General features: G+C 41.1%; 23 protein-coding genes and 2 pseudogenes. 21 read left to right on the top strand and 4 right to left on the bottom strand.

The window, feature by feature from the left end:
* Positions 1-13 precede the first annotated feature (13 nt).
* The 6 genes from BrL25_RS24130 to BrL25_RS24105 are packed head-to-tail and all read left to right on the top strand — an operon-like array spanning position 14 to position 4935.
* Complete coding sequence (locus BrL25_RS24130; protein ID WP_018670641.1) at positions 14-1054, top strand: hypothetical protein; 1041 nt, start codon at positions 14-16, stop codon at positions 1052-1054.
* Entirely contained in the window at positions 1041-3215 is a 2175-nt protein-coding gene (locus tag BrL25_RS24125) for a molybdopterin oxidoreductase family protein (RefSeq protein ID WP_018670642.1), read from the top strand. The genes BrL25_RS24130 and BrL25_RS24125 overlap by 14 nt, the downstream gene beginning before the upstream one ends.
* Complete coding sequence (locus tag BrL25_RS24120; RefSeq protein WP_018670643.1) at positions 3208-3774, top strand: 4Fe-4S dicluster domain-containing protein; 567 nt, start codon at positions 3208-3210, stop codon at positions 3772-3774. The genes BrL25_RS24125 and BrL25_RS24120 overlap by 8 nt, the downstream gene beginning before the upstream one ends.
* An 18-nt stretch (positions 3775-3792) precedes the next feature.
* A complete protein-coding gene (locus tag BrL25_RS24115; protein ID WP_018670644.1) occupies positions 3793-4323 on the top strand; it encodes a QcrA and Rieske domain-containing protein in 531 nt (176 codons plus the stop codon).
* A complete protein-coding gene (locus BrL25_RS24110; protein ID WP_026315072.1) occupies positions 4313-4498 on the top strand; it encodes a hypothetical protein in 186 nt (61 codons plus the stop codon). The genes BrL25_RS24115 and BrL25_RS24110 overlap by 11 nt, the downstream gene beginning before the upstream one ends.
* Before the next feature lie 29 nt (positions 4499-4527).
* On the top strand, positions 4528-4935 hold the full coding sequence (locus BrL25_RS24105; RefSeq protein ID WP_018670646.1) for a hypothetical protein: 408 nt from the start codon (positions 4528-4530) through the stop codon (positions 4933-4935).
* Positions 4936-5028: 93 nt separating this feature from the next.
* Here BrL25_RS24105 and helD read toward each other — a convergent pair whose 3' ends face one another.
* The gene (gene helD, locus BrL25_RS24100; protein WP_018670647.1) at positions 5029-7377 is read right to left on the bottom strand and encodes an RNA polymerase recycling motor HelD; all 2349 of its coding nucleotides are present in this window, start codon (positions 7375-7377) and stop codon (positions 5029-5031) included.
* A gap of 379 nt (positions 7378-7756) precedes the next feature.
* Positions 7757-9742, bottom strand: a complete 1986-nt coding sequence (locus BrL25_RS24095) for a glycosyl hydrolase family 18 protein (RefSeq protein WP_018670648.1) — start codon at positions 9740-9742, stop codon at positions 7757-7759.
* A gap of 331 nt (positions 9743-10073) precedes the next feature.
* Here BrL25_RS24095 and BrL25_RS24090 point away from each other — a divergent pair, with 331 nt between their 5' ends.
* From BrL25_RS24090 to BrL25_RS24025, 13 genes are all read left to right on the top strand, one after another.
* Positions 10074-12095, top strand: coding sequence for a BglG family transcription antiterminator (locus BrL25_RS24090; protein ID WP_026315073.1), 2022 nt, complete (start codon positions 10074-10076; stop codon positions 12093-12095).
* A gap of 7 nt (positions 12096-12102) precedes the next feature.
* Positions 12103-13236, top strand: a complete 1134-nt coding sequence (locus BrL25_RS24085; RefSeq protein ID WP_018670650.1) for an amidohydrolase/deacetylase family metallohydrolase — start codon at positions 12103-12105, stop codon at positions 13234-13236.
* On the top strand, positions 13227-13604 hold the full coding sequence (locus BrL25_RS24080) for a PRD domain-containing protein (protein WP_018670651.1): 378 nt from the start codon (positions 13227-13229) through the stop codon (positions 13602-13604). Before BrL25_RS24085 ends, BrL25_RS24080 begins: the two co-directional genes overlap by 10 nt.
* Positions 13605-13616: 12 nt before the next feature.
* A complete protein-coding gene (locus BrL25_RS24075) occupies positions 13617-13976 on the top strand; it encodes an SFCGS family glycine-rich protein (RefSeq protein WP_018670652.1) in 360 nt (119 codons plus the stop codon).
* A 13-nt stretch (positions 13977-13989) separates the two neighbouring features.
* Positions 13990-14340: a DUF4312 family protein gene (locus BrL25_RS24070; protein ID WP_018670653.1), complete on the top strand. Its 351-nt coding sequence runs from the start codon at positions 13990-13992 to the stop codon at positions 14338-14340.
* 23 nt (positions 14341-14363) lie between these two features.
* Positions 14364-15152, top strand: a complete 789-nt coding sequence (locus BrL25_RS24065; protein WP_018670654.1) for a DUF4311 domain-containing protein — start codon at positions 14364-14366, stop codon at positions 15150-15152.
* A 1-nt stretch (position 15153) separates the two neighbouring features.
* Complete coding sequence (locus BrL25_RS24060; RefSeq protein ID WP_018670655.1) at positions 15154-15804, top strand: DUF4310 family protein; 651 nt, start codon at positions 15154-15156, stop codon at positions 15802-15804.
* Between the two features lie 87 nt (positions 15805-15891).
* A complete protein-coding gene (locus tag BrL25_RS24055; RefSeq protein WP_026315074.1) occupies positions 15892-16992 on the top strand; it encodes a DgaE family pyridoxal phosphate-dependent ammonia lyase in 1101 nt (366 codons plus the stop codon).
* 13 nt (positions 16993-17005) lie between these two features.
* Positions 17006-17728 carry a KDGP aldolase gene (locus BrL25_RS24050; RefSeq protein ID WP_018670657.1) on the top strand — a complete coding sequence of 241 codons (723 nt, stop codon included), beginning with the start codon at positions 17006-17008 and terminating at the stop codon, positions 17726-17728.
* 346 nt (positions 17729-18074) lie between these two features.
* Positions 18075-18770, top strand: a complete 696-nt coding sequence (locus BrL25_RS24045; protein ID WP_018670658.1) for a response regulator transcription factor — start codon at positions 18075-18077, stop codon at positions 18768-18770.
* Entirely contained in the window at positions 18763-19890 is a 1128-nt protein-coding gene (locus BrL25_RS24040) for a sensor histidine kinase (RefSeq protein ID WP_018670659.1), read from the top strand. The genes BrL25_RS24045 and BrL25_RS24040 overlap by 8 nt, the downstream gene beginning before the upstream one ends.
* A 320-nt stretch (positions 19891-20210) precedes the next feature.
* Positions 20211-20414: a hypothetical protein gene (locus BrL25_RS24035; protein ID WP_018670661.1), complete on the top strand. Its 204-nt coding sequence runs from the start codon at positions 20211-20213 to the stop codon at positions 20412-20414.
* A 313-nt stretch (positions 20415-20727) separates the two neighbouring features.
* Positions 20728-21066: a hypothetical protein gene (locus tag BrL25_RS24025; RefSeq protein WP_018670663.1), complete on the top strand. Its 339-nt coding sequence runs from the start codon at positions 20728-20730 to the stop codon at positions 21064-21066.
* A gap of 313 nt (positions 21067-21379) precedes the next feature.
* Here BrL25_RS24025 and BrL25_RS24015 read toward each other — a convergent pair.
* Positions 21380-21870, bottom strand: a pseudogene (locus tag BrL25_RS24015) (Tn3 family transposase); the annotation flags it as partial.
* Positions 21871-22077: 207 nt separating this feature from the next.
* Between BrL25_RS24015 and BrL25_RS24010 the strand changes: the two are divergent.
* On the top strand, positions 22078-22362 hold the full coding sequence (locus tag BrL25_RS24010; RefSeq protein ID WP_018670666.1) for a PBECR3 domain-containing polyvalent protein: 285 nt from the start codon (positions 22078-22080) through the stop codon (positions 22360-22362).
* Between the two features lie 235 nt (positions 22363-22597).
* Here BrL25_RS24010 and BrL25_RS26630 read toward each other — a convergent pair whose 3' ends face one another.
* Positions 22598-22912, bottom strand: coding sequence for a hypothetical protein (locus BrL25_RS26630; RefSeq protein ID WP_372486483.1), 315 nt, complete (start codon positions 22910-22912; stop codon positions 22598-22600).
* A 43-nt stretch (positions 22913-22955) separates the two neighbouring features.
* Between BrL25_RS26630 and BrL25_RS23995 the strand changes: the two are divergent.
* Positions 22956-23225: pseudogene (locus tag BrL25_RS23995) on the top strand (Tn3 family transposase); the annotation flags it as partial.
* Positions 23226-23301: the final 76 nt, after the last annotated feature.

The raw sequence follows: 23301 nt of genomic DNA, 5'->3' as shown, positions 1-23301 counted from the left end.
GGGGTAGTTGATCATGGATCGTGCTTTTGCATCCAAATTTGCCAAGAGAGCCTTTTGCATTATCTTGGTGCTGTTTTTCTTATCTTATGTAGGATCAAGGTCATTTACACATATGGATTTAGCATTATATGGCTATATGATTGGAACATTAGTGTTTATTGGTGGGTTTTTATATCGATTTGGCGCATGGGCAGAACGTCCACCTACAAAGCTTATCATTAAAAAAGGGATAAAGCTGCTTTTCCGTAAAAATAGTCCTCAAACAGCGACTGAACAGCTGGTGACTTATCGCTTTATCTGGAATCGCCATTGGTATCGCTGGACCCAACATATCCTGATAGGCTGGGGCTGTATGCTTGCTGCTTTCGTTACCTTCCCGCTTGTTTTTGGCTGGATGTACTTTACTATGCCGGTTAACAGAATGTACACGGTTGTATTTATGGGAATTGATTTGATGACAATTAAAGCGGATGGATTCTTAGCTTATTGTTTTTACAATGGCTTGAACATTAGCGCCTTTATGGTGATTTCCGGTGTTTCGATGGCCTTGTATCGTCGATTTAAAGATATGCAAGCTCGTGCAGAACAAAGCTTTGTATATGATTTTTTACCGTTATATCTATTAATGGCTATTAGTATTACAGGCCTATTCCTGACAGCATCCAATCTCTTTTTTGCAGGTTTTGGACATCCCGTATTAAAAATGATTCATCAATTTTTTGTGATTATTACATTAATTTATCTACCATTTGGTAAGCTGGCGCATGTGCCATTCCGTCCACTCAGTGTGTTTGCTCGAAATTATCGTCTTCATTACAGTGAACAATCAATGAAAACCTGTAAGCTATGCGATGCAAAATTCGTCTCAAGGGAGCAGTCAAACGACGTAATTGAGGTATTACAACAAAATCATATCTCTTTTGAGATGCAGGAGGGCTTCCACCTAGCAGAGCTTTGCTTGCCATGTCGTCGTAAATATCGAATGTCGCGTTTTACAGGCAAACCAACACATCACACTTTGAAGGAGGAGGGCAACCAGCATGCCAATGGATAAATTTCTTAAACAGGTTCCCAACAAAATTCATCCAGGTGAAAGACTTGTTGATACACACTGTAGTTATTGTGGAATGCAATGTGGGATGAAATTACGGGTGGACATAGCATCTAACAAGATCATTGGGGTAGAACCTCACTACGATTTTCCTATTAATCTCGGTAAGCTCTGTCCGAAAGGAACGACAGCATATCAACAGGTGAATCATCCTGATCGGCTTAAACGCCCGTTGATTCGTGATAATGCTGCTTTAAAAGGAACGCCAGAGGGCTTTCGAGAAGCTAGCTGGGACGAAGCCTTAGATCTTATTGTTCGAAAGTATAAGGAACTGCAAGAAAAGCATGGAAAAGATACTTTGTCCGTCTATTCTGGAGTTTCCATGACCAATGAAAAATGTTATTTGACCGGTAAATTTGCTCGTATTGCTTTACAAACACGTTATATTGATTACAATGGTCGTTTTTGCATGTCATCTGCGGCGGCAGGCTTAAACCGTAGCTTAGGGATTGACCGAGGCTCCACTATTCCATGGACAGATGTTCATCAGACAGATTGTTTGTTTATCACTGGATCAAATGCAGCAGAGTGTCATCCAACGAGCATGTTTCGTATTTGGGAAGTACAGAATCGAGGGGGATACCTAATTGTAGTTGATCCACGGGAAACACCTTTGGCGCGGCGAGCAGACATTCATTTAGATATTCGTCCTGGAACTGATTTAGCCTTAGCGAATGGAATTGTTCATTTGTTGATTGATAAAGGGTATGTCGATGAAGAATTCGTGAAAAACCACACAAATGGTTTTGAAGAAACACAGGAATTGGTAAAAGACTTTACGCCAGAGTATGTGAGTGAAATTACAGGATGTAGTGCAGAGAAAATAATCCGTGCAGCAGAGATTTATGGGAAGGCTCCTGATGCGATTGTCATGTTCTGCCGTGGTGTGGAACAGCAATCTAAAGGAACAGATAACGTATCAGCATATACGAATATGGCTTTAGTTACAGGGAAAATTGGACGTCCAAAATCAGGGGTTGCCACATTGACAGGACAAGGTAACGGACAAGGTGGACGTGAACACGGACAGAAGGCGGATCAGTTACCAGGCTATCGTAAAATGGACAATCCAGAGGATGTAAAATTAGTAGCAGAGCGTTGGGGGGTACCTGTTTGTGAGATGCCGTCAAAAGGGGTGTCTGCCTATGAGATGTTCCAACTGATGCTAGATAAAACCATCCGTTCTCTATACTTGTTATGTTCTAATCCAGCAGTAAGTGCACCTAATCAGCAACATGTGCGGTCAGCACTTAAAGAACTTGATTTTATGGTTTGTGTCGATTTCTATTTATCGGAATCGGCTGAATACGCAGATGTGATTTTACCAACGACAACCTGGGCAGAGGATGAAGGCACTACTACCAATCTTGAAGGACGCGTGATTCGTCACAAACAAGCCCAAGCTTGGTATGCAGAATCTAAGCCTGACTGGTGGATTCAAATTGAAATTGCCAAACGAATGGGACGGGGAGAATATTTTAGTCATTTACAATCTCCACGTGATATATTTTCTGAACTAACGGAGCTGTCTCGTGGCGCTATTGCAGATTATTCGGGAATTACGTACGAAAAAATTGAACAAAATCATGGCGTTTTCTGGCCTTGTGCGTCAGATGAGGATCAAGGACAGCCTCATTTGTTCCTAGATAAACAATTCTATCATCCAGATGGTAAGGCAAAAATTTGTGCTCTACCTTATCGCCCTCCAGCAGAAGAGCCATGCAAGGAATATCCATTGCGTTTAACAACAGGGCGTGTAGTCTTTCATTACCTATCTGGTAATCAGACACGCCGGATTCCCTTTTTAAAAGAAATGTATCCCGAACCATTGCTAGAGGTTCATCCCAAAACAGCAGAAGTATATGGCATCAAACATGGTGAGATGGTCTTATTAAAAACGCGTCGTGGTCAAGCCAAATATAAGGTGAAGGTAATCGAAGCGATTCGACCTGATACTGTTTTTGTACCATACCATTGGGGGAAGGACGAATCTATTAACCTGCTTACGAATCCAGCACTTGATCCTTATAGTCGTATGCCAGAATTCAAGGCATGTGCAGCGGAAATCGTCAAACTAGACAAGGGAGGAAAAGTCCGTGGCTAAGCACACTTTATATATTGAAATGGAAAATTGCATCGGGTGCCGTAGCTGTTTAGCAGCCTGTACGCAGTGTGGAGGCCATGATATGCGTAATCGTAATTATGTATTGGAGACCGACCCGTTTGTCAGCCGTCAGACGATTCCGCTTATGTGCTTGCATTGTGTAAATCCTGCTTGCGCCAGAAGTTGCCCTGCTCAAGCGATTCAGATAGCAGACAATGGGGCGGTTTTATCCGCTTTAGTAGAAAAATGCATCGGCTGTCAAAATTGTACGATTGCTTGTCCGTATGGTATCCCTAAATTTGATGAAGAACAGAACCTGATGTACAAATGCGATCTTTGCTACGATCGATCAAAGGATGGGATTCCTCCTATGTGTGCTTCTGTTTGTCCTACTAATACCTTGCAATGGTTAACAGAAGAAGAGTTAGCCCAGAAGCACGCTCAAATAGAGCTAGCCAACGGTAAATGGACAGCCAGCATGCTTGGTGCCCTAGAAGGGGAAACAAATGTCAAGATTAGTCTGCCTGGCATCTTACAAGGAAAACAGAAGCTATTCTAAGGGAGGGTGTCATACGATATGGAAGATAAACAGAAAATGATCGTCCCAAAGCAGGATGATAACTATACACATAATATTCATCGAGATAATGAGCGCAGGCTGGATCGACGTGGATTCATGAAAACGATGGTAGGGGCAGCTGGAGTATTTGCAGTGGCCTCATTACCATGGGGAACGCTAGCTGCACGTGAACTTCTCGGGCTTTCACCTAAGCAGGAAGAAAACATTCTAAAAATAGCGGATATAGCTCAGGTAGGCATCGGAGAAGCAGTCAATTTTGCTTATCCAAGTAAGCATGACCCAGCGCTACTAGTACGAATAGGGAAAGATGAATACAGAGCCTATCAGAATTCTTGCCCACACTTGAAATGCCCTGTGTTTTGGAATAAGGAGCAACAAGAATTATTATGTCCGTGCCATCATGGAAAATTTAGCGTTATGACAGGAGATCCGATCGCTGGCCCACCCAAACGTGCTTTACCGGAAATTAAACTAAAAATTGATGGTGGAGCTATTTATGCGACAGGGGTGAAACCATATGAAATCTAGCCAATGGAGAGTTATTTGCATGTGCTTGCTATTGTTGGCGAGTATCACATTTGTTCAATTGTGCGTCGATATGTTTTATGCCCAACGTTATGCTGAGGTGCTGTTATATAGCGGTCTAGCTGTCATTGTTGTACCAGTGGCTTCCTTTATCTATTTCCTTGATAAACGGAGATAGTTGATGGCCGATCTGAAGGAGGAGTGACGATGAACGTAGAAAAACAGGAGGTTCATTTTTTGCAAAAAATATTACCTCGTTTTGTGAATTGCGCTATGGAGATTCAGATCATTGATGTAGCTGAGGATGCGGAAAAAGAGGTAGCACCTCCGATTCATCGTCATTTGGCTAAATGGGAATTGATTGAAAACGATACGATGGTTCGTTTGTATTTTAATTCCTATCAGTTTATTGCTATTCCTGTGATTACAGATGGGGGTAGCCTGAAACAGGTAGGGGTACAGATTAAACAGGACAACCAAGCAAAGCCGGAATATGATAAATATCTGGAGAATGATCAAAGGGATTATGAGCAACAGACCGTGCTTCAGATGAATGATAGGGAGCGGAAATTAATCTATCAAATTGTCTTTAGTAGACCCTCTACAAAAAATTGATACAGGTTTAGACGAAAATTATCCCGTTCTCCTAAAAATGAATCTCTCATTTTTAGGAGAACGGGATTTTTGTGAAGGACGTATAGGGTGCGCCTACTCTTGTTGCCGTTCATACGTATCAGGAGAAACAGCCGCAATAAATGGACTCATGTCTTGGAGGCAATAGATGTGAAGTTCGTGCATAGCCCGGGTACATGCTGTATAAAGTAGCTTTCTATCGCTTTCTCTTCCATATTGATTTACTGAGGCATTATAGATTAGAACGGCATCAAACTCAACGCCTTTTGAAAGAGAGGCAGGAACGACAAGTATGCCTGGCTCAAAGCTAGCTGTGTCTTGCTCTACTAGCCGTATGGATAGCTCTGTTCGGAGAAGCTCATATGCTTCTTTACTTTCTTGCATTGTTTTACAAATGACAGCAATGGTACGATGACCTTTTTGTTGCAATTCTTGTAGACGTTTTGTAAGACTGTAAGTAAGCTGAGCGACGCTTCCCACTATTGCTAGAGTAGGTTTTTTACCGTCTCGATTGAATGGAATAATGTCTTTTCCACCTTCAACAAGTTCACGTGTAAACAAAACAATAGGTCGGGTGGAACGATAGCTGCGGGTGAGTTGAATGATTTCACTTTTGTCACGAGAAAATGTGGACGTAAATGCTGTCCATTCGTGAGTAGGGGTTGTATGGGCTAAAATCATTTGATTGTAATCTCCAAGTAAGGTCATATTACTAAAAGGAAACATTTTTCTAAAGAAGGCAAGCTGAAAGGGCGAATAATCCTGTGCCTCATCTAGGAAAACATGTAAAACCCGTGTACTCGCTTCGAATCCTTTGATTAATCCTTGCAGATAGAGATAGGGAGTAGCATCTTCATAAAAAAGCTCACGATCACTAAGCTTCTCAAGCGTCAAGGAACAAATGTTATCCCATTGTTTTGGGAGAGTAACCGTATACTTTTCTGTATATAGAGGAGTTGTAAACAACGTTTGATAGATCGTAGGAAAATCAAGAAATCCTAACCGTTTGATTCGTGCTCGCAACGGCTTAAAATGTTTGTTTACAATCATGCGCGCTAGTACTTTTTTCTCTTGCTCATGATCGTCAAATGAATTTCCTTTCAAGCGATTTTGTTTTACTAATTTTTCATAAGCTTGTTGGAAATCATCCTTATCCAAAAGTTCAAGCTCATCCTCCACCCAAGATTTCGCTTGCTCTTTTTTTGCTTGTATTTTTAATTGAGTAAGTAACCAGTCAGCTAGCTGTTTGATTCGCAAGGGGATGGAGATCGAAGGATCGAATGAATAGAATTTGTCAGCAACTTGTTTTCGGCTAATTAACACATCTCCTTGAAACGTTATATCATGAAAAATAAGCCCATGCGTACCTAACTGGTGAACATAGCATTCAATTACCTGTATAAAATCAGAGGTAGCCTTAAAGCGAATTGCCTCTAATCTTGTATTATAATCTACCTCATTACAAGCTGTCTGAACATACTCTAATTGAGAAAAAGGGTCTTCCATTTTAAAGGTTTTCCCGATACGTTTACTCAAATAATCCTGGAAGGTCGTTTGTTGCATGTTCTCTTCACCAAGCTCTGGTAGCACGGTAGAGATGTAGCTATTAAACATCGCATTAGGTGAAAATAAAACGATTTGGTCCGCACTTAGTCGATCTCGATAGCGGTAAAGCAAGTATGCGATGCGTTGTAGGGCGGCGGAGGTTTTGCCGCTCCCAGCCGCTCCCTGTACGACCAAAAGCTGACTTTTTTCATTACGTATAATCTGATTTTGTTCACGTTGGATGGTAGAGACGATGGTTTTCATCTGATTGGTTCCTTTTTTGCCAAGTACCTCTTGTAACAGCTCATCTCCAATAGTGACGCCTGTATCAAATAATCCCTCGATAGTACCATTTCTAATGATAAATTGTCGCTTTAATTCAAGTGATCCTGTTACAATGCCATCTGGTGTATCATATTGAGCCTCTCCAGGTGGATAATCGTAGTATAGGCTAGCAATAGGAGCACGCCAGTCAAAGATCAATAGCTCATCGTCTGTTTGATTAAGAAGAGAGGCGAGGCCAACATAAATGCGTTCTGCCCCTTTTTTCTGTAAGGCATGATCAACAAAGTCAATTCGCCCAAAGTACGGAGATTCACGTAAGCGTGTTAATGTACGTAATTGATTTTCGGTATGCCCATGCACACGTTCCCGCTCTGATAATATTTCTGCTTGTTGCTTGACACTAGCATAGGTTTCGGCAGCCTCATGGGGATCGTCTAAATTTACGGTCACATCGTCCCAAAAAGTTTTACGCATCTCAATTACATCAATCTGAAGAACATGTACGTCAGCCTCGTATTGTTTCATCCGACGATCAATTTCTTGAATCACTTGATTAACACGTTTTTGCTCTTTTTTCCAATTCTGATCTGTCATAACGAATTCATTCGCTCCTTTTTGATGAAATTGAATGTGTAGAGGGGGTTGACAATGACATCTTTAAATGATAAAATCTAAATAGGTAATTGCGACTGTTTTAAATCTTTGTGTTGAAGCATCTTCCATTCTACCATCATGAATGGAATTTTTCAATGTAATTTACAAGGTCTTCCGTACATAACGTAACAGTTTCTAGATCGTTTTCTTGTTGAATATACCTCCCGACTACTTCAATAGTGGACGGGGGGTTTTTGATTGGCAAAGAAAAGAGCCTGCAAATAACATTGCAGGCTCTTCTTTTTGTTGCAGACAAAATTCACATGCATAGTCTGTAGCTGGTCCCAATGTAAGTCGTTTTTTCAAACCATTCTGCCTACTACTGACGTTCTTTAGTAAGTTCTCCAAAGGCCTCTGTAGATATGCCCGTAATTGGCGAACCATTTATTTTGTAATTGGTAGGAACAGATGCTTTACCTGATCCTGCTCCACTCAATGTGAAAGATTTCCCAGGTGCAATTTCCGTTGCCCAACTTGGAGGCTTAACTTGGTAACTGTTTTGACCAGGTGTTAGTGTCGCATCCCAAACAGAAGTAAGCTGGCCTGAATAGTCAAATTGTAAGGTCCAATTTGAAATAGGTGTTTTCCCTGTGTTGGTAATTACGAGGGTAAAGTTGTAGCCAGTATCCCATTGTGATGTTACCTGAAAGTCCACCTTTGCTTGAATTTTGTTTGGATCAGGTTCGGTAGGGCCTTTAGGCTCCTGTTTGTATTCGATTGTGACGGTATGTGTTTGCCCTTTGGCAACTTGAACAGTGGTTGGTTTAACGATTGGAGTGTATTTGTAGGTGGTATCCTCAAATGGTTTTGCAGTGATGGCATAAGTACCTGTTGGCACTTGATCCACTAGCTTCTTTTGTCCAAAAGCAACGCTATAAGCAGCTCCATTAAAGGTAATTTCAGGTGTGAAGGTGTAAGACTGGTTTGCAACTTCTAAGGAGATAGCTCCATATTCCGTAGGGGTGGTGCCGGATTTGAAACCATTTGCGATCACACTAATCAAATCTTCTTTCGGATCACCTGTCACTTCCCAGACAATGATACCGCCATATCCATTTTGATTAACAAAGTTTACTTTTTCCTGTAGGGAGGTTGGATCTTCATAGGTAAACATTTGTTGTTTACTTTCACTGTAAATATAGGGAGCTTTGGAAACAGGATCGTAATACTTTTTGAAGGAGGAATCTTTTTCTAATACATCTTTAACATGGTAGTAAGGATTGTTACCTGCATTACGACCACCATCCCAAATTCCCTTTACACTTTCAGGAACAGTGGAGGCGAACAAACCAGGCAATTCAGGTATTGGTCCATCATTTTTTACTTGTCCCCATCCACGCGAGTAGAAAGGAGAGCCAACAATTAGCTTGTCTTTTGGAATGCCATACTTTTCAAAGTTTTTCAATGCTTGAGCTGTATTATAATTAACTTTGACTAATTCTTCATAAGGTTCTTTCGGATTTGGGAAGAGAGGGGAGTGATGACCTGTTTTATTTTCCCACGCCCCGTGGATGTCATAGGTCATTACATTGATGAAATCGAGGTATTGGGCATATTTATCAGGTTCGGTCTTGGCGATTTTATCCAATCCGCAACCTACTGCGGCTGTTAGCTCGTAGTATTTTCCATCTTCTTGTCCAGCTTTAGTAAGCGCTTTCCTAAGATCTTTTAAAAGGAGAGTAAAGGTTTGCTTTTCGGTATCATCTGCTTTTGGTGTACCAAGATCATTAGGATTATCTACTTTGTCAGGATCACGTTTAAAACCAGGGTATTCCCAGTCGATATCTGCTCCATCGAATTGCCATTGACGTATAAAATCGACCACACTCTTGGAAAATTTAGCTCTTGCCTCTGGTGTTTTTGCCACGTCATGGAACCCGGCAGACCTAGACCATCCACCGATAGAAATCATAGTTTTAACATGGGGATATTGTTTCTTATGCTTGCGAATAGAACCCAGTGTACCTGCATCAGGAGAACCCCACGTTGCTCCATCCATTAAGGCTTCCGTCGCTGCATATTTATCAAAATAATCGATAGTTCCAGTTGCCATGTTAATGTCTGCAAATGCATAGTTGAGATGAGTAATTTTACCCCAAGGAATTTTGGCAGGCGTATAATTGTTGTGTCCTGCATAAATCCCCCATTCTGGATAATACGCTACAATTCGCTTGTTATACGGAGAAGCAGCCGTCTTCGAATCTGAGGTTGAGGAGTTGCTCCTGTTCTCGGCAAAGGATGTGTTTGGTATAAGCATTGCTACCAAAACGAGAAGTGTAGATAGCCATGAGAAAAATCTTTTCATTTTTCAGCCTCCTTTTTAATATTTTTATCTACTATATTCCTATTATTTCCTGATTGCCTATTTTTTTCAATACTTTTTTTAATCTGAAATCATAAAAAATATTTTGTTAATTAACAATAGTTTTTTGTAACGTATTTTTCTTTTTGTTAAATTATTTATAAAAATATGCAAATAGCTGATAGTTTCGGCTTGTATCTATGAAGTATCGAATTTTGCACCATCTCATAGGGAAAGGAATCGAACTTTAAGAAAAGAGGAGACAGACATATAATGAAATCAACAAGTGATGGATGCGCTTACAACATTGATGAGACGGGGAGGAGAGGAAGGCATGCTGTCTTCGCGATCACGTGAAATTATTAAAACGTTGGTGTTAGCACCAGAACCACTCCGAATAAAAGAATTAGCAAAAGTCTTTCAAGTTAGTGAACGAACCGTCAAATATGATTTAGAGCATATCCGCGCTTGGCTTAAAGAACGCAATATACCTTTGTTATCTCAACCGAATAAGGGAATATGGCTGGAATGTCAGGAGCAAACCAAAAATCAGGTAATGGATTGGTTACAAAATCATAGGGCGAACGAAATTTTTTTACACCAAAACGAAAGGACTCGCTATATCGCTCTAGAGCTGTTATGTGAAGCAGAATATCTACGGATCAAGGATTTTACGGAGAGTTTATTGGTAAGTCGCAATACTATCATCTCAGATCTTGATGAGGTAGAGCGGTTCTGTAGCTATTGGCAATTGCAATTTGAACGGAAATTACGTGTTGGCTTACGAATTGTTGGTACAGAACTTCAGCGTAGGTTAGCACTAGAGCAGTTAATGTTAGATTTACTAGATGGCTCCGATATGTTTCAGCTAGTCCAGAGTATTTCACAAGAACAGGATAGTATGGCTCTCGTTACCCCTATTTTTCACAGATTGAAAATTGGAGAAGGGGAAACATATCGATTGCAAGAAGCATTAAATCGCATAGTGCTTCGTATAGGGAAAGAGCTACGGATTCACCTGTCAGACCGAGTACTTATCAGCCTATTGATACGTATAGGTATTGTTGTGCAGCGTTTACGTAGCGGATATGGCAATCAACTAGATACACTAGAGATTTCAGCTATTCACCAATTTTCCATTTTTACCTATTTTCAAGATGAGCTGCAAGTCCTGTTTGACCAGCTGTTCCTTACAATTACTGAGAAAGATATAGCGTTTATTTGTATGCCGACCATCGGTATGATAGTAGATCCACATGCATATGAGCATACGGTCGATTCCTACGAACAAGCAGAGATTTATGCGCTAACTGATGAGCTCATTCAAGCTGTATCCGACAAATGTGGAATTATATTTCGAGAAGATCCCGGCCTTATGGAACATTTATTTGCGCATCTAGCTGATCGTATTGTGAAATACAGAAATGGTGTTTTGGACCCGAATCCGCTGACCGATGATATCATCCGGACGTATCCTTCTTTGTTTACAGCATTGAAGCAAATTTGCTTAGAGAAGTTTGAGAAATATCAAATTCTACTTTCTAATTCTGATATCGCTTACATTGTGCTACATTTCCAAGCCGCTCAGGAGCGTTTATTAGGACATAGGCGAGTGCGTGCATTAGTTGTTTGTGGTACGGGTCGAGGAGTAGCAAGATTTCTACAAACACATTTGGAAAAAGAAGTAAAAACATTACAAGTGGTAGGCCTTTGCTCTAGTTTAGAGGTTGATAGCTTTCTACAAAGTCGCTCTGTTGACCTAATTGTTAGTGTAATCCCTCTACAGGCGAAAGTACCTGTTGTGCAAATAAATGCCCTGCCAACGAAACAGGATCGGGAAAAACTACAATCTGTTTTGAACTTGGTAAAAGCAAAGCAAGTCGAAGAAGCCTCGCAAGTAGGAAAATGGAGAGCTATAAGAGAAAAGTCATCTGCAACCATCCACACATCTAGTGTAGCAGGTATATCTTCTTATGATCCGTTATCAAGAGGGGAGCGAACAAATTCTTCTTTACTCACGAAAAACATGTCATCTGCCATGATTCAGGAAATGGAAAATATAACACAGGACATTATCCTGCAAGGGTTTGAGATTGGGATGAAATTGACTAGCCAATTCGCTCATCTTCTACCTGAAAAGAGGCAACAAGGCTTGCTTTTACACGTCCTGCTAATGATGAATCGTCTGTCACATGGTAGCTCGTATCTAAACTATGAGACAAGCGGATTGCAAGAATCTCGTCACATGCAGGCCTATCGGAACGAATTAGCCCAATTTTTTGAGCAAGAACACCTTACGTTGCCAACTAGTGAACTAACTGCCATCATGCGATATTTCACAGAAGAGAGGGGCTAAAATAAAAATGGACTACGATTTACTTATTTGCAATGGACATGTGATAGATCCAGCTAACAAGCGGAATGGTCGCTTTCATATTGGGATTCGAACGGGAAAGATTCAAAAGGTTTGGGAAGCAAATGATAGTCTGCCTCTTCCAACTGCCGAAAGGGTGATTGATGCGAAAGAATTCATCGTGACACCTGGACTAATAGACCTGCATGTGCATGTATTTACGGACAAAACTCCGCTTGGCATTCAAACAGATCGGATTGGTGTGCAGCAGGGTGTGACAACAGTGGTGGATGCTGGGAGCGCTGGTGTGGAAACCTATCCTACTTTTTTGGAAAAAGCCGTTACGAATAGTGAGACGGAAGTGCTCGCTTGGATCAATATTTCACGATTAGGGCTATGTGGAGGACTTTCGGAATTAGCTGATTTATCTCAATTGGCACCAGAAGAAACAGCTCGCCTGATCAAAAGTGATTCACGTATCTGCGGTATCAAAGCAAGAATGAGCGCTTCTGTTGTAAAAGAAAACGGAAGTAAACCCTTGCATGTAGCCAAAAAGGTCGCCAGAGAGCTGGAAGTGCCCGTGATGGTTCACATTGGAAATGCACCTCCAGCACTTCACGAGGTATTGGAATTACTAGAAGCTGGGGATGTTGTCACACATGCGTTTCATGGAAAAAAAGGCGGTATTTTTACAGAGGAGGGTAGCTTACTTCCAGAAGCAGAACGTGCGGTAAAACGTGGTGTAATCTTTGATGTCGGGCATGGTACATCTAGTTTTAGCTTTGCCACAATGAGACGTGCTCTACAGGTTGGGGTTAAACCGTACACTATTAGTACAGATATTTATCGGCATAACATAGATGGTCCTGTACATAGTTTGGCAATGACGATGAGTAAATTGCTAGCGTTAGGTGTTTCTTTGGATGAAGTGATAGAGATGAGCACACTCAACCCTGCTAAGATCTTACAAAAAGAACAAGAGATTGGAACCTTAACAGAAGGGACACGAGCTGATATAAGTCTGTTGCGAGTGAAAAAAGAGTCTTTGCAGCTAACTGATTCTGAGGAGGCTACCCTCACTACATCGAGCTATTTGCAACCAGAGCTCACTATTAAATCAGGAAAGGTATTGAAATGTATATGATGACAAGCATCGTAGAGGAAGTAGCTATATTATCTCCAATGCAAGATACAGAAGCGTACGAGCTAATCAGGTTGCTTGAAGCCATACAAGAGCTGACGAACCAGATTCCGTTGACGATTAGCAAGGACCGCTGGATTGCTATGGGAGTTCACCTGCTAGCCTTTATGAGACGAGTTCAAAACCAGGAGAAATTACCTGCCATTGATGCATCTTTAATGGAGGAAGGAGATGTGCGGTTACAGCAAATCTCGCAAAAGGTATTGGATGCTTATGGGCTTCAATATGACTTTTCGCTAGAACCAATTGAAATCTTTCTTTTACAAGTGCATTTAGAAGTAGCAAAGGCTGTTCTAGAAGAGACGAATTAGGAGGGAATTGTAATGGGTCAAATTAAGGTGGTTATTGGAGATCGTTTAGGTAAAGGACAAAATATTGCGAAAGGTATTGAAGCGGCTGGAGGGATACCTATCCTTATTCCAGGAGTAGGAGCAGATATGAAGGTAGGAGACTACATGCATAAGGAGAATGCCGATTTTGGCTTATCTTTTTGTGGAAGCGGTGGAGCAGGCGCTGTTACAGCTAAAACGAAATATGGCTATGATATTGAATTTGGCTTACGCTCCATAGATGCTGGAATAACTGCTTTGCGCGAAGGAAAAAAGGTGATTGGCTTTGGGTTTATGGATACCGAGGAATTAGGGAGACGGATGACAGAAGAGTTTAAAAAAATGAAAGGGTAGGAGGAAGAGGAGAATGTATAAAGAGCTTGATTACACGTTGACGTTAAGTGGGAGCGGAGATTCTAAAGAAGCTGCTTTTCAACAGGTGTTTGGTCAGATTAAAAACCAGATGGCTCGCGAAATTCCCGATCTTATTTTACGAATTGAACCAATGGATGTTAAGGTTTTGAAGGCAAATCAAATTACCTATAAAGAGCGCTTTCTAGGGATTTTGTTTCCACGTACTAGAACAAAGTATTCGATTGAAGTACGCATTTTGGTCCGTTTACGTGTAATTGAGCTATCAAAAATAGAATTTACAGAAGCAGAACAGTCAACTTCTGGTAGTGGGCTATTGAAATTTGCGAAGAATCCTAACACGTAAGCACGGAAAAGAGGGAGTAGCAGATGGGGATCACCTTGGTTATTATTGTAAAATCAATTATTATTGGTGCGCTCGTTGGGTTTGGAGTTGGAGCAGGGGCAGCTCGCATGTTTCACGCTCCCAATGTGCAAGGGATGGGTGCTTTTCGTACCTTTGGTGAATTAAATGCATGCGAAGGAGATCCTATATCTCACTTTTCATTCGGTTTGGGCTTTTTATTTAATGCATGGGCGTCTGTAGTAGGTGCAGGTGCATTGACACAGGACGTTGATCATCGTATTATCCCAAACTGGGCAGCAGCAGGCTTATTATGGAAAAATCGGAATGTTTCTGAAACTTTACATAATCCGAAAAAAATGGCATTAGTAGGAGCGCTTGTAGGTATTGTCGTGGTTGCCCTATTAAACTCTACAGCTTCCTCCATTCCATCCTCCATGCAATTAGTGGCGACCAAAGTATTGGTGCCTGCTGCTAACTGGCTGATTAACCCAATCATGCCAATCGTTTTCTGGATGGCTGCGATGGATGCTGGTAAACGTACCGGCTTATGGGGTACGGTGCTTGGGGGATTTGCTCACTTAATCATGGGGAATGCTGTCCCTGGTATTGTCCTTGGTATTTTAATCGGTAAAGGTGTTGACGATAGCGGTTGGAACCGTATTACGAAAACCTTGGTGGTTGCGGTAGTGCTATTGTACACATTGAGTGGTTTCTTCCGTGGCTTCGATGTAGCGTTCCTGCATAGTATTCAAGTGGATATTCCTCAATGGCTTATTGATTTACACAAATTGTTTGGATCAGAGGTGAAATAAAATGGATCAATCGTTAGAAAAACAAGGCTTTTGGATGTCTGAATGGGCCTTTCCTATCTTTGTTGCTTGCTTATGCTCTGGAATATTTGCTGGTACACATATGTATTATGTGCATCATGTAGGGGCGTTTAATGATATTGCTATCGTAGCTATGCTAGAGGCAGGTATCAAAGGCGGAAGCTATGGTGCTGCTGCTGCATTTGGAGCTAGCTTTTTGTTTGCCCGAGTTTTAGAAGGTCCGTTAGTTGGGATTTTGGACATCGGTGGTGCCCTGCAAACGGGAATTGGTATTGGAGTACCTGCGATGTTGCTGGGAGCAGGGATCGTTGCTCCAATAGAATCATTTCCGTTAGCGTTGTTAGTAGGTGCCGGTCTAGGTTTATTGATCGGGGTAATTATTATCTTAATTCGGCGCTATACAGTAGCTGGTTCCACCTCAACCTTTGGGGCAGATGTCATGATGGGTGCGGGTAATGCCGCCGGTCGTTATTTGGGACCTTTGATTGTTATCGCAGCGATTATGGCATCTATACCAGTTGGAATTGGTGCAACAATTGGTGCCGCCTTGTTCTATGCGTTTAAAAAACCGATTGCAGGTGGAGCAATCATTGGTGCCATGATTATGGGAGGGATTTTTCCGATTCCAACGTAAAAAAGGAAGCTTTTGAATTTGCCTAACGAAAACTCCCACTACTCTAGTTTTTTCAAGTACGCTAGAAACAGAAAGGCTGAAGAAATTATGTCAATCTATCAACAGCTAGGTCTTCAAGCCGTCATTAATGCGAGTGGAAAGATGACGGCGCTAGGTGCAAGTGCTGTCCACCTCGAGGTGGCTCGTGCTATTTCAGAAGCCTCGATGGATTATGTGGATATGCAGGAGTTATTAACTGCGGTCGGGAAACGTATCGCACAAGCAACAGGTGCAGAAGGAGGCTGCCCAACGCTCGGGGCCTCGGCAGGTATAGCAATTGCTACAGCGGCTATTATTGCGGGAAGCGATCTGGCAAAGCTAGAGAAAATTCCATTTTTACAAGGTGTTCCAAATGAAGTGATTATACAGAAGGGGCATTCTGTTCATTTTGGTGGAGCTGTCCCACAAATGATGGCTTTAGGGGGAGCTCAAGTGATTGAGGTAGGCCATGCCAATTTGGTAGAGGCTGAACATATTGAAGGTGCTATTAGCGAGAAAACGGCCGCGCTCTTTTACATCAAATCTCACCATGCCGTACAGAAAGGGATGCAATCTCTACAGTCCATGCTAGAGATCGGGCGTCGACATCTGCTCCCAGTGATTGTGGATGCAGCTGCTGAAGAAGATTTGCACAAGTATGTTCAAATGGGGGTGGATTTGGTCATTTACAGTGGTGGTAAAGCCATAGAGGGACCAACCTCTGGTTTTATCTGTGGCAGACAGCACTTAATTGATGCGTGCCATGCACAATACAAGGGCGTAGGGCGTGCGATGAAGGTTGGTAAAGAGGCGTTGATTGGTTTAGTAGTGGCACTAGAACGTTATGCCAATAAGCAAGATACGGGTAAGGAGCAGAAGGAGCGAATGCAATCATTTTTGGAACAAATAAAAGACTTGCCAGGAGTCACAGGGCGTATTGTTCAAGATGAAGCAGGTCGCGAAATCTACCGGGCACAACTAACCATTGATCCAGCCATAGCTGGTATGACGGCAATTGAGCTTGCACAAAAATTGAAGGAAGGAAATCCTTCTATTTATACCAGGGATCATTATGCCAATGTAGGAATCATCAATATCGATCCGAGACCCTTGCTTCCCCAACAAGAAAATCAGATTGCTCTACGTCTACGTGAGATTTGGCAAGCATAAAAGGAGGACAATGATGAGTAGCAATGTAAAAGTACGCGTCAATTTATTAGCAAGAGATCCTGAGAATGCAAAAGATATCATGGAGATACTAAACGGACAGGTATTAGTTGGCATTATGGTAAAATCATTTCCAAGTGTCGAACTGGCGGTCGAAAAGGTAGAGGAGTATCAAAGAGCAGGTATTCCAGTATCAGTAGGCTTAGGGGCGGCTGACCCCACCCAGTGGAAAAAAGTAGCTGACGTGGCCAAGCTCACCATCCCACCGCATGTGAATCAAGTATTTCCAGCAGCAGGTTATACGATTGGACTATTGGAGGGGGAAGGTGCGACAAATACAGTCGTCAATGCGGTTATTACCCCAAGCGGTACCATAGGTAAGGTATATGTGACGACAGGACCTGAGAGTCAAAAGTATGAGGAAGCTATCTCATGTGAAGCAGCGGCAGCATTAATTGCGGACATGGGTATACCTTCCGTGAAATTTTATCCGTTAAATAATCGATTAGATGAGTTGGCTGTCATGGTGAAGGCTGCTGTAGAAGCAGGTATTACGATTTTTGAGCCGACAGGTGGAATCACCGTCGAAAATATGGCTGAAACGGTGCGCGTTTGTATCGCAAATGGAGCGAGAGAAGTCATCCCACATATCTATACGTCCATAGTGGATAAAGCGACTGGTTTGACAAAAGTAGAAGATGTGCAAGCCTTAAAGATTTCATTGGCAGAGTGGTTGTAGGGTGTATTTGATTTCAATGTAGAAACGTAATTTCCATATCATCCCCTTTGAGTAGACAGTGTGAAATCCCAATTCATGTTGGGAATAAACACTCTATTTGGAGGGGAATTTTTTATGGGGAATTTTAGAATATGTAAATAAATGTCAGTAAGAGAATGTATATGAATCCTATCTATTCCATGCTAAAATCTTACATGAGAGTAGCTGTAAGGTCAGTGATCTTACAATACACTTAAAAATATCCAGTTGGTCAGGTCGTAACAAGCATAAAAAATGCCCAAGCGGATAGACGATCTGGAACCTGCCATAATTGCAGTAATGTGAACTTTATTTAGAGGTGGATACAATGAAGCGTATCACTATTTTAATAGCTGATGATGAGACAGAGATTGCAGAATTAATTGCGTTACATGTAAAAAAAGAGGGATACCATTATATTAAAGTGTCTGATGGGCAAGAAGCGATTCATGCAGTCCAAAATCATTCTATTGATCTAGCGATTTTAGATATTATGATGCCAAGGATGAATGGTTATGAAGTAACTAGGCTAATTCGAGAACAGTCTCAAATGCCTATTATTTTTTTAAGTGCAAAAAATTCCGATTTAGATAAAATCTCAGGATTAGTAATGGGTGCAGATGATTATATGACCAAACCATTTAACCCAATGGAACTGGTTGCTAGGATTAATGCTCAGCTCAGGCGTTCTATGCAGTTGAATCAACTGGCCGCGGCGAACAAACCTGTTGTGGAGGCAGGGGGCTTAATCATTTATCCTGATGAGCGAACCGTTAGTCTTTACGGCAAAACCATCGAGCTAACGCCAAAAGAGTTTGATATTTTGTATTTACTAGCCCGTTATCCTAAGAAAGTCTATAGTGCCGAAAATATTTTTCAACAGGTGTGGGGCGAAGCGTACTATGAAGGTGGGAATACCGTCATGGTTCATATTCGTACCTTACGGAAAAAACTTGGAGAAGATCAAAATAGAAACAAACTGATAAAAACAATCTGGGGGGTGGGGTATTCATTCAATGGGTAAAGTGATACGAAGCTTTCGTTTCAAAATGCTCCTGTTATTGGGTCTAAGCATGCTCTTGTCTGGCACGATCACCTACATGTTCTATAAAGCTCTTCAGTTTTATTATCATTCTCAGGTTAGGTTTGAAAATCCATTGACTACGATTCGTTATTTCATGAGAGATATGGGGGATATTAACTTTTTTCTGCTTATTTTTATCCCTCTTTCCATTTTGTTTTTCTTTCTCCTTACCAAGCCTTATGCCACTTATTTTCAAGAGATTTCAAATGGAATTCATCATCTCGCCAATGGAGAGTTTACAAGGAAGGTTCATATTTCAGCCAATGATGAGTTTGGAGATATTGCAAAAGATATTAAACTGGCAAGCGAGAAATTACAAAAAGCTGTAGAAAGAGGAGATTTTGCAGAAAGTAGTAAGGATCAGTTAGTTTTGAATTTAGCTCATGATTTACGTACTCCGCTAACTTCTGTTTTAGGTTATTTAGATTTCATTCTTCAGGACGATCAATTGACTTCAGAACAGGTCAGACATTTTACGACCATTGCTTTTACCAAGTCTCAGCGTTTAGAAAAGCTGATTGATGAATTATTCGAAATAACTAGAATGAACTACGGAATGCTTACAATTGAAAAAAAACCAATCGATCTAAGTGAACTGCTCATACAATTAACAGAAGAGCTATACCCTGCTTTTGAGAAAAATCAACTGACAGCTAGATTGAATGTAACTCCGCATCTGAATATTTTGGGGGACGGAGAACTGCTGGCGCGAGTGTTTGAAAATCTTTTGACCAATGCAATTCGTTATGGAAGTGATGGTCAGTTTGTAGATATTACCTGTTATCTGGATGTAGAAGATGTGGTAGTGGAGGTTGTCAATTATGGAGATTGTATTCCTTTAGAAGAGCTGCCACATATATTTGAAATGTTTTATACAGGTGACCAAGCACGAACCCATCAGGGAGGAAGTACAGGTCTGGGATTATTCATTGCGAAAAATATTGTGGAGCAGCATAATGGAACGATTTCAGTTCAAAGTAATTTGATTCATACACGTTTTGAAGTGCGTTTACCACAGAAGTCTGACCATAAGAACAATATAGAAAGTCCAAGTCAATAATGTAAGAAAAATTTTATATTTACCCTACTTTTTTTAAAAACAGTTTTCCCTATCCTACGGATGAAGGGGGAAGCTGTGGATGAAAAAGTGGGGTTTTTTACTTGTCATCTTATTTTTGTTATTGGGATATAAAACGATCCTACAGGATGCGGATTACACAAAAAAAGTAATATCGATCGTGAAAAATATGAGGTCACTTAGTGTCCTAATTCCTAAACTGTAATGAAACTGACAAGAAAATGGAGATGAAAAATCATTCGATGAATAAAAAAGGGAAGAGGTATAAATGACCACAAGAAACAAGTAGGGAGGTATATGATATGCGAAAAAAATGGTGGACATTGCTACTTACCGGGGCACTTGTGATTGGAATAGGGAGCTACGCGGTCTTTTCTGGTGAAAAGCAACAGGGCGTTTCCAGCACAATGGCAAAAGCTGAAAAAGGGGATTTGGAAAGTAAGATTCTAACTTCAGGGATCGTCAAAGTCAGAGATGCGTTCACGAAGTGGAGCGATTGGACGTAGGAGTGCGGATTGAAACGGGAATGGATGCTTGCGTCTTTGACAACAACATAGTGGTCGCTCTTACAAATAAGCCTTCTAAAAATAGGGAAAGGCTTATTTGGCTTGGCCAACTGAAAAATCCCATGGAATTATCTAATCAGGATGATGATGAAACATTAAAGATCATAGCTGTAAGGAGGGGTACAAGGTGTCATTAAATCAATAAAAATCCACCGGAAATAAATATTTGTAATAATCGGAAGGGATTACCATATAACTCTAGAATAAGTCTCTTATGTATAAAATATTATAACAGTGTTAGGAGGATTTAAAAATGTTTAAAGGTAATTCCATCTTCCTTTCTGTCATCTTGTCACTATCGATTTTATCTTCTTCCCTAGTATTAAGTCCTGCAACCATTTCAGCAGCCGATCACGGAGCTATACCAATCAATATTACTAAAGATCAAAAAGGTATTCTTCCTGTAATCTGGGCCATTGCAGCGATAGTAACAGCAGGAGCTACCACTTATACTGTCTATACCGTTCATGAAAGAAATTCTGAAATGGCCGAACGACGTGCTCAAGATTGTAAAGATGCAGGGGGAGTTCCAGAAGTAAAAAATACTTTTCCTGGTATTGGATTTGATGTAAAATGCAAAATTCCACAATAATCAGTAAGAGGAAAAAAATGTTCTACCCCCTGTTGATTATAATCTTAGTTATTGGTTGCTTTGTTTTGTTGAGCCTTCTACATATTAGAAACTACAAGTTTGCAGAAGTGCAATCACAAGATTGTAAAGAAGCTGGAGGCATTCCAGAAGTAAGAAATACCTGGGGTGGATTAGGATTTGTAATTACATGTAAAACAAAAGATTTAACATAAATACCATTTACCATAAAACGCGAATTTACAACGCTAAGGAGCTTTGGCCATAAAGTTAGCCGGTTTTCACCACTCTAAGGTGTAACCGGCTTTATTGCTATCTATTCTTGGTTCAATGGCCTCAATGATTCTAAGGTGGTAACTCCTTTTGAGTCAAAACGGTACTCGTCAAGAAAGTTGATATGTTCCCATCCTAATGGAGACATATTCTTTAATAAATCCTCTCGTAACGCTCTTTTACTTCGGAGTAGGTCCGTAGCTTTGCCTAAATAAACCGTATTCCAAATACTAATTGCATTAGGATGTTCAAAGCACTTGCTCGCTGCAACTGATCCTGCAAAGTACGTTCTCTGAGTTCCCTATGTTTCCTGAAGAAAATGGCTCGTGCCAGTGCATTCATTGCTTCTCCTTTGTTTAACCCCCGTTGGATACGGCGCTGCATCGATTCGCTTGAGATGTAATATAGGATAAAGATTGTCTTTTCAATTCGTCCCATCTCTCGAAGTGCTTTGGCAACTTTGTTCTGGCGAGCATAGGAGCCAAGCTTACCCATAATGAGCGCACCGGGCACTTTACCCTCCCGAATAGAATGTCATTGGGGGTGCAATAGTGTCTGGAGAGCGAAATGCACAGATAAATGCACAGATAAATGCCGTAGACCCTCCTAAGAACAGGGACCGGATGAGTTATTCCGGTCCTTTTTTCGTTCACTCAGTATGGGGGGGAGTTTTCGTCAAAATGTTGGCGGTACCTCTATAGGTAATGTAGAAAAATTCAACAGGTGGTAGGGAGGAAAAACGTGTACACCGTTAATCAAAATACAAATCGAAGGCAAATTGTCGGCGTCTTGGACGTTGGCACGATCAACGCATTGCTTGGCACCAACCTCCCATCCACGGAAGTTTGGATGTATTCTGGCTTTATCAAGCATGTGAAGAAAAAGCATAAGGGGAACTTTGAGGCCTACCATCACCTGATCCCGGACATCATTGCTAACCCGGATTATGTTGGCCAGAATCCCACAGAGCCGGACAGCGTAGAGTTAAATCAAATGCGTTACGCCGGATCTGTTGCTGGCAATTAAGCTCGATCCTACTGGATACCTGTATCTTTCCAGCTTTTACGACTTGAAAAACGGCCCGTACAAGATTCAACAACAGCCATAGAAAAGGCAAAAAGACCCTCAAAACGAGGGTCCCTTTTTCGTTGGTTAAATGGCAGGGCGGCGTATCCTGCATCTCTTTTAACCCAGAGGGCGCATGAGGAACCTTTCCCACCTCACCGCTTCAGGAGGGATTTCTAGGAGTCCTTTCAGTCCATCAGCAATTCTTTTTTTGTATTCCTTTTTCTTGCTTTGCAATAAATTTCACCGCGGATTTATGGTAAATCAATTTGTAGTCCGAATTCTCGTTTTGCATCCTCCCCTGATACATACCTTCTTCACTATTTAACTGTTCTAATTCTTGTGTAGACAATGGTTCATGATCCGGATCCACCATATCAATTTTTTCCCAATCTTTAGGTTTCTTTTTTGAGCGTTGAACAAGAAATTCTAAAAAATCAAATGCTGCTTTTTCATCTTGTTGATCAAGATGGTCTATCAATCGATACAATTCTTCTTTACGAATAGCCATGTGTTAACCTACCTTCAGTATTGTTTCAAATGTCCGCTAACATATTGCTGGTTCTCTTACACTAAATAAAGTCAATGCAACTCATCTTATCCAAGCATTACAACAAAATGGAAAACCTACCATGTTAGGGCGAGCAATTGGAGAATTTGGACGAATTTTTAAGACACGTTATTTGCTTTTATACGTAAATGATGAGAACTATCGTCGAAAAATTCTAACTCAGTTAAATAGAGGTGAAGCAAGACATAGTTTGGCCAGAGCTATATTCTATGGAAAGCGAGGCGAGCTTCATCATTCTTACCGAGCAGGCCAACCTCTTTTATAGCCCGTCCCATATAAAATACCTAACATCGAAAAATTCGATTTTAATTTTTTATACTTGATTATAT

Source organism: Brevibacillus laterosporus DSM 25, assembly GCF_002706795.1.
In the GTDB taxonomy this organism is placed as follows: domain Bacteria; phylum Bacillota; class Bacilli; order Brevibacillales; family Brevibacillaceae; genus Brevibacillus_B; species Brevibacillus_B laterosporus.
This window is presented reverse-complemented; position numbering and strand designations above follow the sequence as displayed.

What these genes read in the sequence shown, in the direction of transcription:
- BrL25_RS24130 (WP_018670641.1), top strand. Translation starts at nt 14, where the DNA reads ATGGATCGTGCTTTTGCATCCAAATTTGCCAAGAGAGCCTTTTGCATT.
- BrL25_RS24125 (WP_018670642.1), top strand. Translation starts at nt 1,041, where the DNA reads ATGCCAATGGATAAATTTCTTAAACAGGTTCCCAACAAAATTCATCCA.
- BrL25_RS24115 (WP_018670644.1), top strand. Translation starts at nt 3,793, where the DNA reads ATGGAAGATAAACAGAAAATGATCGTCCCAAAGCAGGATGATAACTAT.
- BrL25_RS24110 (WP_026315072.1), top strand. Translation starts at nt 4,313, where the DNA reads ATGAAATCTAGCCAATGGAGAGTTATTTGCATGTGCTTGCTATTGTTG.
- BrL25_RS24105 (WP_018670646.1), top strand. Translation starts at nt 4,528, where the DNA reads ATGAACGTAGAAAAACAGGAGGTTCATTTTTTGCAAAAAATATTACCT.
- helD (WP_018670647.1), bottom strand. Translation starts at nt 7,377, where the DNA reads ATGACAGATCAGAATTGGAAAAAAGAGCAAAAACGTGTTAATCAAGTG.
- BrL25_RS24095 (WP_018670648.1), bottom strand. Translation starts at nt 9,742, where the DNA reads ATGAAAAGATTTTTCTCATGGCTATCTACACTTCTCGTTTTGGTAGCA.
- BrL25_RS24090 (WP_026315073.1), top strand. Translation starts at nt 10,074, where the DNA reads ATGCTGTCTTCGCGATCACGTGAAATTATTAAAACGTTGGTGTTAGCA.
- BrL25_RS24085 (WP_018670650.1), top strand. Translation starts at nt 12,103, where the DNA reads ATGGACTACGATTTACTTATTTGCAATGGACATGTGATAGATCCAGCT.
- BrL25_RS24080 (WP_018670651.1), top strand. Translation starts at nt 13,227, where the DNA reads ATGTATATGATGACAAGCATCGTAGAGGAAGTAGCTATATTATCTCCA.
- BrL25_RS24075 (WP_018670652.1), top strand. Translation starts at nt 13,617, where the DNA reads ATGGGTCAAATTAAGGTGGTTATTGGAGATCGTTTAGGTAAAGGACAA.
- BrL25_RS24070 (WP_018670653.1), top strand. Translation starts at nt 13,990, where the DNA reads ATGTATAAAGAGCTTGATTACACGTTGACGTTAAGTGGGAGCGGAGAT.
- BrL25_RS24065 (WP_018670654.1), top strand. Translation starts at nt 14,364, where the DNA reads ATGGGGATCACCTTGGTTATTATTGTAAAATCAATTATTATTGGTGCG.
- BrL25_RS24060 (WP_018670655.1), top strand. Translation starts at nt 15,154, where the DNA reads ATGGATCAATCGTTAGAAAAACAAGGCTTTTGGATGTCTGAATGGGCC.
- BrL25_RS24055 (WP_026315074.1), top strand. Translation starts at nt 15,892, where the DNA reads ATGTCAATCTATCAACAGCTAGGTCTTCAAGCCGTCATTAATGCGAGT.
- BrL25_RS24050 (WP_018670657.1), top strand. Translation starts at nt 17,006, where the DNA reads ATGAGTAGCAATGTAAAAGTACGCGTCAATTTATTAGCAAGAGATCCT.
- BrL25_RS24045 (WP_018670658.1), top strand. Translation starts at nt 18,075, where the DNA reads ATGAAGCGTATCACTATTTTAATAGCTGATGATGAGACAGAGATTGCA.
- BrL25_RS24040 (WP_018670659.1), top strand. Translation starts at nt 18,763, where the DNA reads ATGGGTAAAGTGATACGAAGCTTTCGTTTCAAAATGCTCCTGTTATTG.
- BrL25_RS24035 (WP_018670661.1), top strand. Translation starts at nt 20,211, where the DNA reads ATGCGAAAAAAATGGTGGACATTGCTACTTACCGGGGCACTTGTGATT.
- BrL25_RS24025 (WP_018670663.1), top strand. Translation starts at nt 20,728, where the DNA reads ATGTTTAAAGGTAATTCCATCTTCCTTTCTGTCATCTTGTCACTATCG.
- BrL25_RS26630 (WP_372486483.1), bottom strand. Translation starts at nt 22,912, where the DNA reads ATGGCTATTCGTAAAGAAGAATTGTATCGATTGATAGACCATCTTGAT.